Raw genomic sequence first — 14042 nt, 5'->3', positions numbered from 1 at the left:
TCAACCCCAGCACCCGGGTTCGGATTGATACCCGCAGTTCGGGGGTAACCTGAGTGAAAAGCCGCTCCGACCAGCGCAGGAGGTCGTCATGGCATGCGATCGGATGCTCATCGCCTACGACGGTTCCGAACACGCCAAACGCGCCGTCCAGTACGCCGGGCGGTTCCTCACCGCCGAACGCGCGATCCTGCTCACCGCGTGGGAACCGATGGTCCGCCAAGCCGCGCGCATCTCCGGCCTGGCCGGGGTGATGCAGCCGGACTGGGTGCCCGACGAGGAGATGGAAGACATCGCCTACTCCGACGCCCGCAAGATCAACGCCGAGGGCGTGCACCTGGCGAAACTGGCAGGCATCGACGCCGAACCGCGCACCGCCGAATGCACCACCACGATCTGGAACGCGATCGTGGACTGCGCCGACGAGCTCGACGTCGACATCATCGTCGCTGGTACGCGGGGTAGCACCGGGTTGCGCGCGCTGTTGCACAGCAGTGTCGCCGAGGCGGTGCTCAAGCACGGGCACCGGCCGGTGTTCCTGGTGCCGCCGGATCAGTGAGAGTTCGGTCGCTCTCGCGGCGGCATGCCATGCCTGCGGCGTTATGGTCGAAGGACCATGAACGAATTTCTGCTCGCTCGACCTGACGCGGTGGTGCGCGCGTCGGGCGTGCGCGAGGTTTTTTCGGATCCGCGACGCGCGGTCGAGGCGTTGCGCGGGTGGCTGAGTTCGCCCCCGTCCGCACAAGGGCGCGAGGTAGCGCGTGGCTCGGCAGCTGGCGACCCCACCAGCGCAGGTAGCGAATCCTCCAGCGCACCACCACGATTGATCGTCGGAGCGTTGCCGTTCGATCCCCGCGAACCGGCCGCGCTCTGGCAACCCGAGACGTCCCTGCACACCGCCGGACCATGGCGACCCGCAGCGCTACCGGATCTGCCCGACGTGCGGGTGATCGCCGAAATGCCCAGTGCCGCAGAACATGTGGCGAAGGTGACCAAACTGGTCGAACAGCTCGGCGACCCGGCCAACGAACTGCGCAAGGTGGTGGCCGCGCGTTCGATGGTGCTCGAAGCCGACGCGCCGCTGCACCCCGAAGTACTAGCCGCACACCTGCTGACCAGGCATCCGAACGCCGCCGTGTACTCGGTGGACCTGTTCGCGGCAGGCCGAGCCGAGACCCTGATCGGCGCCACCCCCGAAGTGCTGGTCGCGCGACACGGTGACCGCGTCAGCCTGCACCCCCTGGCAGGCACCCTCCCCCGCCTATCCGACCCGACAGACGACGCCCAACAGGCCGGAGAACTGTTGTCCAGCACCAAGAATCACGAAGAACACGCCTTCGTCATCGACTGGATCCGGCAGCAACTGTCCCCCGTCTGCGCCGAACTGCACATCCCCGACGCACCCGAAATCCTCAGCACCGAACAGGTCTGGCACCTGGCCACCCCCATCCACGGCGTGCTGCGCGACCCCTCCACCACCGCCCTGGACCTGGCCCTGCTGCTGCACCCCACCCCCGCCGTCAACGGCACGCCCTACACCGCAGCACTGGACACCATCACCGCCGACGAACCATGGCGCGGCTTCTACGGCGGCGCGGTCGGCTGGTGCGACGACACCGGCGACGGCGAATGGGTCGTGGCCATCCGCGGCGGCGAACTGTCCACCGACCGGCGCACCCTGCGAGCCAGCGCGGGCGGCGGCATCGTCGCGGCCTCGGATCCGGTGGCCGAACTGGCCGAGACCACGGCCAAACTTCGCACCCTGCTGAGTGCCCTGCGTTGCGCGCTCCCCAACGACTAGCCCAGCCCCCCGCACCTGCTAGGTTGGCCGGAGACAGGCCCCGACGTCGAGCGTATTGGAGTGCGCGATGAAGTTTGCTGTTCCGGCTGTTGCCAGCGCGGTCGGCGGCGCCCTGCTGAGCGCGATCGCCGTCTTCGCGATCACGGCAGCGGTGCAGCAGAACTCCGCACCCTCGATCGACCGCAGCGGAGACAAAGACTCCTCGCTGCTCAATGCCCCTGAATACGGCAGCCGCTGACGCCGACGCCCGCGCGTCGCGCCCCACATCGGGGCAACCGGACAAGGCGCCATTGGGTTGGCGCTGGCTCGTCGGCTCGGTAGTAGCCGCCTTCGTACTGACCTTCGCGCAGGCGCCAGGCCTCACCGTCGCCGACACCAAATACGACCTCGCCCAGAACCCGCTGGGTTTCCTCGCGCGCGCCGCCCACCTGTGGAACAGCCAAGCCCCCATGGGCCAGGTCCAAAACCAGGCCTACGGCTACTTCTTCCCCCACGGCGCCTTCTTCTCCGCAGGCCACCTGCTGCACATCCCCGCCTGGATGACCCAACGCGTGTGGTGGGCGCTGCTGCTGCTGGCCGGATTCTGGGGAATCGTCAAGCTGTGCGAAACGCTGGGGATCGGGTCACGCGGGTCGCGGGTGATCGCGGGTCTGGCGTTCGCGCTGTCACCGCGAGTGTTGACCACGCTGGGGTCGATCTCGTCGGAAACTTTGCCGATGATGCTGGCACCGTGGGTTCTCCTCGCGCCGGCGGCGCTCGGTGTCGCTGTGAAAGGTCGGCGCGCGGGTTCTCGCGAGCCGGCTGACGGCACTGCTGAAGTTCGGACGCCCGATAGCGCAGGCACGGCGGGGGTTCACGACGTAGCCGGTAGCGGGGCGACTCGGACCCCGTCCGGGAGCACAGCCGCAGATCCGTCGAGCGCCGCACAGAGTCGAGTCGCGTTTCGAGGCGGCCCACTCTCACCGGCCGGAAGCGCGCTGGCGCTCGCGTTCATGGGGTCGGTGAACGCGGTCGCGACCGTGGCGGCGTTCCTTCCCGCCGCGCTGTGGTGGGCCTCCTACCGGCCGAACCGTCAGTGGTGGCGGTTCACGCGTGCGTGGATTCCACTGCTGGTCCTCGCTACTTTCTGGTGGGTCGTGCCGCTGCTGTTGCTCGGCAAGGTGAGCCCCCCGTTCCTCGATTTCATCGAATCGTCGGGCGTCACCACGCAGTGGGCGGCGCTGAGCGAAGTACTGCGCGGCACCGATAGTTGGACGCCGTTCGTCTCGCCGGAACGCATCGCGGGCGCGGTGCTGGTGACGCAACCCGCCGCAGTACTGGCGACCGGCCTGCTCGCGGCCGCTGGCATGGCCGGGCTGGCACGATCTTCGATGCCGTATCGGGGCCGGTTCGCGCTGATCCTGTGCGTGGGCCTGGCCGGAATCTGCGCGGGATACGTCGGCACACTCGGTGGCCCGTTCGCCGAATCGGTGCGAATCTTCCTCGACTCCGGCGGCGCACCCCTGCGCAACGTCCACAAGCTCGAGCCGCTGATCCGCTTACCGCTGGTGATCGGTCTCGCCCACCTACTAGGCCGCGTGGCCCTACCCGCCTCCGTGCCGATGCCGGTGTGGCGCAGCTCTTTTGCCCATCCCGAACGCGACCGCGTCGTCGCCGTGGCCGCCCTGATCCTGGCCGCCCTCACCCTCGCGACCTCACTGGCCTGGACCGGCCGACTCGCCCCGCGCGGCGCCTACGACGAAGTCCCCGCCTACTGGCACGACACCGCCGCCTGGCTCGAACACAACGCCGCCGACACCCGCGCCCTGATCGTGCCCGGCGCACCGTTCGGCAGCCAGATCTGGGGACTCACCCGCGACGAACCACTGCAAGCCTTGGCGAAAACCCCCTGGGCCGTGCGCGATTCGGTCCCACTGAATCCGCCGGGCACCATCCGCGCGATGGATTCGGTGCAGCGCCTGATCGCCGACGGCAGACCGTCCACCGGCCTGGCCGCCACCCTCGCCGACCAGGGCATCGGAATCCTGGTGCTGCGCAACGACCTCGACCCCGAAACCTCCCGCTCGACCCGCCCGATGCTGGCCCACCGCGCGATCGAAGGCTCACCCGGCCTGACCAAGGTCACCTCGTTCGGCGCCCCCATCGGCCCGCGCGCGGCAGACGAGGGCCTGGTAGTCGACAACGACCTGCTGCCTGCCTACCCAGCCGTCGAGATCTACCGCGTCGACGTACCACCGCCGGGCACCCCCGCCCACGTGCGCAGCGGCACCGGCGCCCCTCCCGGATTCCCCGGCGCCTACACGACCCCGCTCGACTCGGTCCCGGTCGTCCGAGGCGGCCCCGAAGTCTTGGAGCGCGTCCGACGCGACGACGAAAACACCGCCGCCCCAACCCTTCTCGAAGCCGACGCCCGCCGTGCCGGCATACCCCCACAACCGGTCCTGCTGACCGACACCCCCATGAACCGCGAAACCGATTTCGGCCGAGTCGACAACCACAACTCCGCGGTCCGCGCCCCCGACGACGCCCGACGCACCCACAACCTGGTCCCCGACTACCCCGTCGCCGACACCGAACTCGTGCAGGGCCAGTGGTCGGGCGCGAAGGTCACCGCCTCCAGCTCCGCCGCCGACGCCACCCAGATCGGCGGCGCCGCACCCGGCAGCTCCACCGCGGCCGCCGTCGACGGCGACCCCAGCACCGCCTGGATCAGCAACGGCTCCGAATTCGCACTGGGACAATGGATTCGACTCGACCTCGACAAGCCCATCGCCAACGGATCACTGCGCTTCACCACCACCGCCGCCGCACTGGGCGATCCGGTGAAGTGGGTCGAGGTCCGCACCTCGCGCGGAACAGTGTCGGTGCGGATCACCGAACCCGGTACGCCAGTGTCGGTCGCACTGCCCGCGGGCAAGTCGGACTGGGTGATGATCAGCGCCGCCCGCACCGAAACCGGCACGCGCGGCGGGCAATTCGGGATCAGCGAACTAACTCTCGACGACTATTCGAACCGCGAAGAGCCGGTGCGCGTCGATATCCGCCACCGCATCGTGCTGCCCGACGTCGCTGCGGGCACTACCGTGCGCGGCTGGGACCTCGGACAGGAATTCCCCGGCCGCAGTACATGTTTCGACGGTCCCGACCGTGTGCACTGCAGCAAGGGCCTCGGCCTGCCCGCCGAGGAACCCGGCCTCTTCGGACGCACCCTCGCGGTCCCGGAACCACTCACCGTCGGCACCGACCTGACCGTGCGCACCCGCCCCGGCCCCGCCCTGGAAGCCCTGCTCACCGACCCCACCCGCCCCGTCGCACGCGGCAAGGCCGATGTCGCCGACCTGCGCGGCGCCGCCTTCGCCGCCACCGACGGCGACCCGAAAACCACCTGGACCGCCCCCGAGTCCACCGTGCGCAGCCTCACCGGCGGCAAACCCACCCTGGTACTGGAACTTCCAGAACCCACCCTGGTGACCGGCCTCGACATCACCACCGCACTGGGCGGCCTACCCGCGACAGCCACCTCGGTCGCGGTGAACCTCGGCAACGGCCCCCAGATCCGCGAACTGCCCGACCGCGAACACGGCGAACCGGCCCGAATCTCGCTGTACCCCACCGAAACCGACCGCATCGAGATCAGCATCCAGAGCTGGAACGAGGTCCTGGACCGCACCGCCCTCGGCTTCGTCCTGACTCAGCCCGCGGGCCTGGCCGAAGTAGAAGTGCTCGGCCCCGACTACCCCGCCCACACACCCGGCGACCGCCTGATCACCATCGGCTGCGAAGCGGGCCCGGTCATCGCCATCGGCGGACGCGCCATCCACACCACGATCACCGCCACCGCCGACGAACTCCGCTCCGGCGCACCGATTTCCGCCCACTCCTGCCCCGAAGACACCGCCGACATCGAACTACTCCCCGGCCACCCCGACCTCACCGTCGCCCCCACCGAACTCTTCACCGTCGACCGCCTACGCCTACCCCGCACGGACCCCTATCCCGGTGCACCCAACAGCTCCCCCGGCACCCAACTGCTGGTCCTGCCGCTGAGCACCAACGTCGGTTGGCAGGCGCACACCGCCACCGGCCAGGAACTGTCGCCCATCGTCGTCGACGGCTGGCAGCAGGCCTGGCTCATCCCGCCGGGAACCACCGGCGAGATCACCGTGTCCTTCCCCGCCGACCGCTGGTACCGACTAGCCATCTTCGGCGGACTACTGTTGCTGATTCCCCTTGTGCTGCTGGCGATTCCGCGACGACGCGAACTCCCCGACGTCGGCCCACCCCCAGTCACCTGGGGTACACGCTGGCTCGCAACCATCGGCCTCACCGGCGCAATCGCGGTGATCTCCGGCCCGTTCGGCGCGGCAATCACGCTGATCACGGTGTGCTGCAACCACTTCCGCCCAGCCATCACTGCCAGAGCCCTACCGTGGCTGGCCGGCATCGGAACCCTGACCTCGGCGGCAGCACTGTCGACCGGAACCTGGCGGTCGGGCACCGAATACATGGGCGGCTCGCTCTGGGCCCAGGCACCCGCCGTCATCGCGGTCGTCGCCGTCGGCGTCGCGGCCATTCCGCGCCGCCGCTGACAAGCTCAGCCGACCGTCGAACGAGCCCGTTCAGCGCGCGCGGCCGCATCCCGCCGATCCCACCGCGCGGCCCAACGCCGAGCCGGTTCCTCGACCAGAGCGAAACTCGCCGCAGCCAACGGCAGCGTCAACAACGTGGTCAACACGATGACGTACCCGAAGTTCCCATGGAACGGCAGAATCCCGAACACCGGGAAAACCACCGTGAGAACCACCAGATGCCACAGGAAGATCCCATACGACCAGCGCCCCAGAATCGCCGCCGTCCGCGACTCCAACCAGCGATGATGCCCCCCGGTCGACCGCATCACCAGCGGCGCCAGCAGGCAGAACCCCAGGATCGCCCCCAGCACCATCTTCATCGCGTACTGCCACGGCTGCGCGCGTTCCAGTCCCGCCGGACCACCGAACTCGGTCGCCGACAGCAAGAACGCCGCCACCGCGATCGCCCACATCAACCGCTGATTCGACAGCAACGCAACCCACCGCGCATCAGTTCGCGCGAGATGGATCAGTTCGGCCAGCAGCATCCCCGCCGCGAACCACGGCAGGTAACCGGGCAACCAGTTGTCGGCGTGGATCGCGTCGGGCGTGGGAATCGGCCACAGATTCCAGGTCAGCGTCACCGCGATCAGCCCACACAGCACCGGCACCCGCCACCGCGCCGCGCGCCCACGCAACCGCACCACCAGCCACGCCAGCAGCGGCAACACCAGATAGAACGCCATCTCCACCGACAGGCTCCACATCTGCGTGAGCCCATCGGTCAAGGTCAACGGCACGAACACCTGCAGCAGATGCAGATTCGACACCCACACCCGCCAGTTCGCCGAATGCGCGGCACCGGGCAGCAACACCAGCACGAACACCACCACCACCCAGTACGCGGGCAGCACGCGCGCCACCCGATGCAGCAGATAGCGCGAAGCCTTGGGCGCGCGACCGACACCATGCGCGGCCGCCGCGTGCGGACGCCACAGCAGGAACCCCGACAGCGCGAAGAACACCGCGACCGCCATATCGAAACGTTCCAGCATCGGGCCGATCACCGGCGTCCCGCTCGTCCCGGTCTGGAACGCCACGTGCGTGACCAGCACCCCGAGAGCCGCCATTCCGCGCATCCCTTCCAGGGCGGGAATGAAGGCGCGAGGGCGCGAAACTGGGGCGGCGGCGGTCGTCATCGGGGTCCAGTCTGCCGTGTCGGCGATTTCGACGGCACAGCACCGCACCTTCATCGGCTGGACTGTTAGTGTCGACCACCGGGCCATCCCTGTTCGAACGACGAGGAGAGTTGCATGGCACTGAGTGCCGGTACCAGAAGGACCGTCGCCTGCGTGCTCGTGGGTCTGGGCGCGGCATTGCTCGTCGCCGCGCTGATGATCCCCACCTACACGGTGAGCAAAGTCGCCAAGACTCCCCTCGACCTCGAGATCACCACGATCGCGGTGAACCAGCCCAACGAGGAAAGCCTCGTCCTGGACTCCAAGTCGCTGACCTCCGGCGACGGCCCCGCTGTGGTGAACAAGGATGTGCCGCTGGTCTCCCAGCGCTTCGTCACCGTCGAAGAGCCCTCCGGCGCCGACGATATGACACTGCAGGCGGGCACCACGCTGCGCCGCACCGACGTGCAGGGCGACACCGGCTTGCTCACCGCCGCCATCGACCGCGTCACCATCTCCCGCACCACCGGCATGCCGGTGGACACCGAACCCAACGGGTCCATCGCGGTGACCGTGAACAACAAGGGCGGCAGCGTCATGGAACCGGTGCAGCACACCGGCATCGGCTACCGCTTCCCCATCGGCACCGAGAAGAAGACGTACCCGTACTTCGACATCAACGTGCGCAAATCCTTCGACGCGGACTTCATCGAAGAGACCGAGATCAACAACATGAAGGTCTACCGGTTCCAGATGACCGCGCCCGTCACCAGCACCTGGGACGTGCAGCAGTCCCCCACCAACCGCCTCACCCTGCCCGCCGCCAAGTGGGGCCTCGAAGGCACCGACCCGGTCACCATGACCAGGTACTACACCAACGTGCGCGACCTGTGGGTCGAACCGCAGACCGGCACCGTGATCAAGGGCGGCGAGTCCATCCACCTGTTCTACGCGAGGTCCGGCGACAAGCCCGAGGTCACCGCCCTGAAGTCGCACCTGGTGTTCGACGAGGCGACGGTCGAATCGCAGATCGCGATCGCCAAGGAGAACACCGACAAGCTGTCGCTGTTCGGCCGCGTGGTGCCGATCCTGTTCGGCGTACTCGGCGTGCTGGCATTGCTAGCCGGCCTGTTCCTCGGCCTGCGCGGTGGCCACACCCCCGCCCACGCAGGCGGCCGCGGCCCCCAGCCGACCCCCGATGACACCGCGGACACCCGCTGGGACGAGGACGAAACCCCCACCACCGAGTTCCCCCGCGGCGACTACGACGCTCCCACCGAGCAGATCGACATCGACAAACCCCGCTAGACAAACCATTCCCGCACGGCCCCGGTCTCAGACCGGGGCCGTTGCCATTTCCACCCCACCCGCTGAACTCCGAACCAGCCTTACCCAGGCATCTCCGACCGCACCCGAGCCCCCCGCAAAACACCAACCACCACAACCGCAGTGGTCACCGCCGCCACGGACACCGCCGTACCGATCAAAGCCTCAATCGTCCGAGCCAAAGTCAGCATCAGCACCACCTCAACCACCAACCCCACCCAAGTAACCACCGCCAAAGCAGTCCGCTCCACCGCAATAGCCGACAACAAAGCCCCCTGCAACACCGCCAAAATCGCCCCATGCAGCGCAAACACCCACAACATGCCCTGAATCGGCGCATAGTCCTCGCCCGCGAACAACGGAGCCAACGGCGCAGCCACAGCCGCCCCCACCACCGCAACCACCCCGATCACCGACAACACCGACAACGCATCCCGAATCGCACGCGCCGAATGCGAAGGCTGAGCCATCCGCGGATACAGCACCACCCCCACCGCCTGCGGAAGCCAGAACGCGATCTTCGTAGCGATGGTCCCCAACGAATACCGACTCGCATCCACCTCGTCGAGCACAATCCGCACCACGATCAAGTCGACCGAAGACAACGCCATCAACGCCGCCTGCACCTGAACAGCCCGCAACACCGGCAGCACACCGACCACACCCGAAATCGCTCCCCGCGCGAGTGCGTCCTTCCCGCGCAGCTCGTCGCCGTCCTTCCCGCGCGGCTCGTCGCGATGCTTCCCGCGCAGCTCGTCGCCGAGATCATCGACCTGCGCGGCGGTCCGAGTAGCCGAAGCAGTGATCCGCCCAGCCACGATCGCCGCCCCGACAATCCCCACCGCCCCCGCCCACAACGCCCCAGCCGCCCCACCCCCCAGCGCAAGCGCGAGCAACGCAGGCACCACCCGAGCCGTCCCCGCCATCGCCAACACCGTCGCCAACTGCCGAAACTTGTTGCTGCCCTGCAGAATCCCCTGCTCACCCGACAGAATCACCAACGCAGGCGCCGCACCCAACGCCGCAGCCGCAGCCCACACACCCACATCCAGCAGCGCCGCCACCACCGGAATCAGTACCACCCCCACCGCGGCGACCAACCCCGCCACCCGCCACTGCATCGCCCGCACCGCACCGTGCGAAGCCCCGCGCACAACCTCCCGAGCCACCACGTTCTGCATCGCCAGCGCAGGCACCGCACACAACAACTGCACCGCGAGCAGACTCGCGAACTCGCTGTACCCGGCCACCCCTAGCCAGCGCCCGGCCAACAGTTGCAGCAGGTAACCGGCGACGTTGGCGGTCATCGCGCCAGCCGTCACCCAGGTCAGATCGGCAACGACGGGCGGGCGACGGACTGAGGACACGCCCCATCGTCGCACCCCACTGTGTTCGCCATCACGCCAACCCCAAAAATGTGAGTCCACCCGGACTCACCTTGCGACCGTCACCCACCGAACACCGGCCTAATCGACCAATCGGCGACCTGCCAGTCGCTATTTCCGCCTCTTCGACCTCGAATTGGTCGATTACGCCGGTGAGGGCGCGCGACCACCGCGTCGTCGACCCCACTCCCGGCGACGACCAACGGAACGTAAGGTGCGTGGACGTGACGAGTAGTGGGCGTGCAAGGGCCTGGGTGGCCGGGTATTGCGCCCTGCTCACGGCGATCATCATCGGCCCACTGGCCGGATCCGGCTACCTACTGCTGCGCGACGCAGTGAGCACCCCACGCTCCTACCTCACCGATTCCGCCCTCGGCCTCGGCGCCGCCGCCCCCCGCGCCGTCCCCCAGGACGCCCTGATCGCCGTCCTGTCGCCGATCATCGATGGCGGAATCCTGGTGAAAGCGATCCTGATCGTCTCCCTCTGGTCAGCCGGCTACGGCGCAGCGGTACTCGCCCGACGCTTCGTCTCCGCCTCCACCTCCGCCCAACTGGTCGCCGCCACCCTCGCACTCTGGAATCCCTTTGTCGCAGAACGCCTTCTACAAGGCCACTGGAGCCTGCTCGCCGGTTACGCCGCCCTCCCCTGGACCGCCCTAGCCGCCACCCGAATCCGAACAATCACGAGCGGACACGTATCCAGCCAGCGCCCGAAAGCGACCATCAGTACCTACATTCCGGCGGCGATCAGCGGAACCAGCTCCGACACCCTCGAGACAACCAGCGGTCTCGGGTTGCCCAGGCGCACAGGAACTCTCGGTGGCTGGGCGGCGCTGATCGCGAGTTTCGCAGCCGCCGGTTTGACCCCGACAGGTTCGCTGCTGGCCGCCATCATCGGACTCGCACTGGTCGGCCGACGCGCCTTCCTCCCTGCCACTGTCGCATGGCTGGCAACCTGCGCCCCCTGGCTGACCGCAACCGCCCTCGGCTCCGGCGCCGACCCCTCCGACCCCGCCGGCGTCACAGCCTTCGCCGCCCGCGCCGAACCCTGGCTGGGCACCCTCGGCAGCCTCGCCGGACTCGGCGGAATCTGGAACAGCGAAGCCGTACCCGCAAGTCGCACAACACCACTCGCACTGGTAGGCACCGTCCTACTGCTCGCCATCGTCGCCTGCGGAGTGCGCGCGGTATGGAACCTCGGACGTGACGGGCGCACACTGCTGATCATCGCGGTAGTCGCAATCACCCTGCCCGCCCTCGGCGCGACCACCTGGGGCCTCGCCGTCGGCGAATGGCTGGTGGTGCACGTCCCTGGTGCCGGATTGCTGCGCGACACACAGAAATACGTAGCACTGGCGATGCCCGCCTACGCCCTCTGCGCCGCGGCCGCGTGCCGAACCGTCACAGCCGCAGCACGGCGACTAACGACCGTCGAGAATTCGACGGATACCGGACTCGATGGCATCACCGAGTCGAGCTGCGTCAACGAAGATGGCCCGAATCACTCACGCGCAGCGTCGGATACCGACACCGAGCCTTCCACCCTCAATGCTTACTCCTCCGGAACACGCGTCGTCGCAACCCTTTTCATCGCCTTACTGATCCTCCCCCTGGCAGATCTCGCCTGGGGGGTAGGCGGCGCCCTACGCCCAGTCCACTACCCCGCAGGCTGGGCACAGATCGTCGACCACATCGACGCCCCCGGCGACGTAGCAGTCCTGCCCGCAGGCATGTTCCGCCGATTCCCCTACAGCGGAACAGCTCCCGTCCTGGACCCCGCCCCCCGAATCCTGCCCAACGACGTCCTACAAACCGGCGAACTCCAAGTCCGCGGCCACGCCGTAACCGGCGAAGGCAACCGCGCCCGCACCGCAGAACAAGCCCTCCTCCAAGGCGCCCCCACCACCGACCTGGCAGCCCTCGGCATCGGCTGGATCCTGATAGAACGCACCACCCCCGGCCCCCTCGGCAACTCCCAAATCACCCTCACCACAGCCGAACTCACCTACCAGGACGCAGACCTAGCCCTCTACAAAATCCCCAACCCCACCCCCCTCGACACCGCCACCCCCACCCAACGCCACCTCTCCACCACCGCCCACCTCCTCTGGGCCCTCCTCCTACTAGGCGGCCTCATCACCGCAGCCCGCCACCCCTACCGCACCCCACCGAGATTCGCGTGACCCCCATCGTCCCGGGGGTTGTGCCGCAGCCGAGCAAGCCCGCTAACCGTGACGACGGTGCGCAACTCGGGGACTGTCCAGTGACCGCGATATCGCGTCAGCGGCCTGTTCGAGACTAGACCCGAGTCGGGGAAACCAGGCCGCTGATCGGGGTGCCTTGGGCGGCGGCGGCGAGGACCTCGTAGACGCCTGCCCCGGTTTGTTCCCAGGAGAACTCGCCCGCGCGGGCCCGGGCCTTTTCGCCCATGACCGCGCGGGTGTCGGGGTCGGCCAGCAGGTCCGCGGCGGCGGAGGCCAGGGCGGGGGCGTCGTCGACCAGTACGCCGGTGACGCCGTCGACGATGGAGTCGGTCAGGCCTCGGGAGCTGCGGTAGCCGATGGTGGGCACGCCGTGCTGGGCGGCTTCGATCACCGCAAGGCCCCAGCCTTCTTTGCGGGACGGCATGACGTGGACCCAGGCGGTCGACAGGATCTCGTGCTTGCGGCGTTCGTCGACGTGGCCGTGGAAGGTGACGGCGTCGGCGATGCCGAGCGTGTCGGCGCAGGCGCGCAGGTTGGGGGCCCACCAGCCGTCACCGATGACGTCCAGGTGCACGTCGGGGAAGTCTTCGCGCAGGTGGGCGACGGCGGTGAGGGCGTCTTCGATCTGCTTGTGCGGGACCAGGCGCGACAGGACGGCGATGCGCGGGTGGGTGGCGCGGGTGGCGTCGGCGCCGGGCACGATCTCGGCAGGAACCGGCTCGGCACCGTTGCGGACCACGGCGATGCGCTCACGGTCCACGCCCAGCACCGACAGTTCTTCGGCAGAGGGCAGGGAGACGGTGAGGTACTGATTGTCGCGGTGCACGCGCGGGGACAGCGTCGACTCGATCCACCACCCGATCTTCCCGACCAGCTTGCCCGCCACCGGCCACTGCTCACGATGCCCGTGATGCACCAGCACCACCGACGGCACGCCCGTGGCGGTGGCGAAGAACGGGATGCCGTTCTGGGTGTCGATCACGACATCGGGCCGCAGCCCCTTCAGCGGGCCGAAACCCATCCGACCAGCCACGATGGCGGCCAGCGCACGCGGGTACACGGTAAAACGCCCGCCCGCGCGGCTGATATCTATCCCGTCGATCCGCTCCCGCTTGGGCGCACCCGGATACCCGGCAGTCCGCAACGTGACCTTGATACCGCGCGCGGCCAGCTGCGCACCGACCTGCTCCAGATACCGCTCACTGCCCCCGCCCTGCGGGTGCCCGGTGTCACGCCAGCAGAGTAGGAGGACTTCACGCACGGTCGGCTCGCAATCGGTTTGATGTCAGACAACGTCGGCCCCCACCCTAGCCTCTGTGCTCCACGCAACAACCCCGAACTGACACCGCGTCGTCCCACATTCGCCGAACCCACCCCAGCCCCCGCCCAAACCGCACCCCCACACCCACAACCCTTGATCCGCCACCTACCGCACTCCCAGCCCCGCACACCCGACCCATAGGGAGGGTCCGCCGCGCAGCGGCGGTACGGAATCTGTCAATCCTGATGAGACAGGTCAGGCTGCCTGTTCTGTGTCGGTGTTCTCCTTCGGAGGTGGGTTGATCCAGGCCGTTTCGGGC

General features: G+C 68.4%; 9 protein-coding genes. 6 read left to right on the top strand and 3 right to left on the bottom strand.

Annotated features, from left to right (window positions below):
• The first annotated feature begins 88 nt into the window (after positions 1–88).
• The 4 genes from ACFWVD_RS26910 to ACFWVD_RS26895 all read left to right on the top strand — a co-directional run bounded on the left by ACFWVD_RS26910 (position 89) and on the right by ACFWVD_RS26895 (position 6387).
• Positions 89–556 carry a universal stress protein gene (locus ACFWVD_RS26910; protein WP_379247432.1) on the top strand — a complete coding sequence of 156 codons (468 nt, stop codon included), beginning with the start codon at positions 89–91 and terminating at the stop codon, positions 554–556.
• A gap of 57 nt (positions 557–613) precedes the next feature.
• A complete protein-coding gene (locus tag ACFWVD_RS26905) occupies positions 614–1798 on the top strand; it encodes an isochorismate synthase MenF (protein WP_379247430.1) in 1185 nt (394 codons plus the stop codon).
• A 67-nt stretch (positions 1799–1865) separates the two neighbouring features.
• On the top strand, positions 1866–2036 hold the full coding sequence (locus tag ACFWVD_RS26900) for a DUF2613 domain-containing protein (RefSeq protein WP_181698846.1): 171 nt from the start codon (positions 1866–1868) through the stop codon (positions 2034–2036).
• Positions 2011–6387 (top strand): alpha-(1->3)-arabinofuranosyltransferase, encoded by a 4377-nt coding sequence (locus ACFWVD_RS26895; RefSeq protein WP_379247428.1) that lies wholly within the window; start codon positions 2011–2013, stop codon positions 6385–6387. Before ACFWVD_RS26900 ends, ACFWVD_RS26895 begins: the two co-directional genes overlap by 26 nt.
• A gap of 5 nt (positions 6388–6392) precedes the next feature.
• On the opposite strand, the gene ACFWVD_RS26890 is transcribed toward ACFWVD_RS26895, so the two are convergent.
• Entirely contained in the window at positions 6393–7568 is a 1176-nt protein-coding gene (locus ACFWVD_RS26890; protein WP_379247426.1) for an acyltransferase family protein, read from the bottom strand.
• 114 nt (positions 7569–7682) lie between these two features.
• On the opposite strand from ACFWVD_RS26890, the gene ACFWVD_RS26885 reads away from it, so the two are divergent.
• Positions 7683–8855 (top strand): DUF3068 domain-containing protein, encoded by a 1173-nt coding sequence (locus ACFWVD_RS26885; RefSeq protein WP_379247424.1) that lies wholly within the window; start codon positions 7683–7685, stop codon positions 8853–8855.
• Positions 8856–8935: 80 nt separating this feature from the next.
• Here ACFWVD_RS26885 and ACFWVD_RS26880 read toward each other — a convergent pair whose 3' ends face one another.
• On the bottom strand, positions 8936–10180 hold the full coding sequence (locus ACFWVD_RS26880; protein WP_379247504.1) for a polysaccharide biosynthesis protein: 1245 nt from the start codon (positions 10178–10180) through the stop codon (positions 8936–8938).
• Positions 10181–10482: 302 nt separating this feature from the next.
• Between ACFWVD_RS26880 and ACFWVD_RS26875 the strand changes: the two genes are divergently transcribed.
• Positions 10483–12441 (top strand): hypothetical protein, encoded by a 1959-nt coding sequence (locus ACFWVD_RS26875; protein WP_379247422.1) that lies wholly within the window; start codon positions 10483–10485, stop codon positions 12439–12441.
• A gap of 115 nt (positions 12442–12556) precedes the next feature.
• Here the strand turns inward: ACFWVD_RS26875 and ACFWVD_RS26870 are convergent, their stop codons facing one another.
• The gene (locus tag ACFWVD_RS26870; RefSeq protein ID WP_379247420.1) at positions 12557–13723 is read right to left on the bottom strand and encodes a glycosyltransferase family 4 protein; all 1167 of its coding nucleotides are present in this window, start codon (positions 13721–13723) and stop codon (positions 12557–12559) included.
• Positions 13724–14042 lie beyond the last annotated feature (319 nt).

This window comes from Nocardia sp. NPDC058666 (assembly GCF_042714895.1).
GTDB lineage: Bacteria > Actinomycetota > Actinomycetes > Mycobacteriales > Mycobacteriaceae > Nocardia.
This window is presented reverse-complemented; position numbering and strand designations above follow the sequence as displayed.

Excerpts from the sequence above, each read along its gene's own strand:
- ACFWVD_RS26910 (WP_379247432.1), top strand. The coding sequence starts at position 89 with ATGGCATGCGATCGGATGCTCATCGCCTACGACGGTTCCGAACACGCC.
- ACFWVD_RS26905 (WP_379247430.1), top strand. The coding sequence starts at position 614 with ATGAACGAATTTCTGCTCGCTCGACCTGACGCGGTGGTGCGCGCGTCG.
- ACFWVD_RS26900 (WP_181698846.1), top strand. The coding sequence starts at position 1,866 with ATGAAGTTTGCTGTTCCGGCTGTTGCCAGCGCGGTCGGCGGCGCCCTG.
- ACFWVD_RS26895 (WP_379247428.1), top strand. The coding sequence starts at position 2,011 with ATGCCCCTGAATACGGCAGCCGCTGACGCCGACGCCCGCGCGTCGCGC.
- ACFWVD_RS26890 (WP_379247426.1), bottom strand. The coding sequence starts at position 7,568 with ATGACGACCGCCGCCGCCCCAGTTTCGCGCCCTCGCGCCTTCATTCCC.
- ACFWVD_RS26885 (WP_379247424.1), top strand. The coding sequence starts at position 7,683 with ATGGCACTGAGTGCCGGTACCAGAAGGACCGTCGCCTGCGTGCTCGTG.
- ACFWVD_RS26880 (WP_379247504.1), bottom strand. The coding sequence starts at position 10,180 with ATGACCGCCAACGTCGCCGGTTACCTGCTGCAACTGTTGGCCGGGCGC.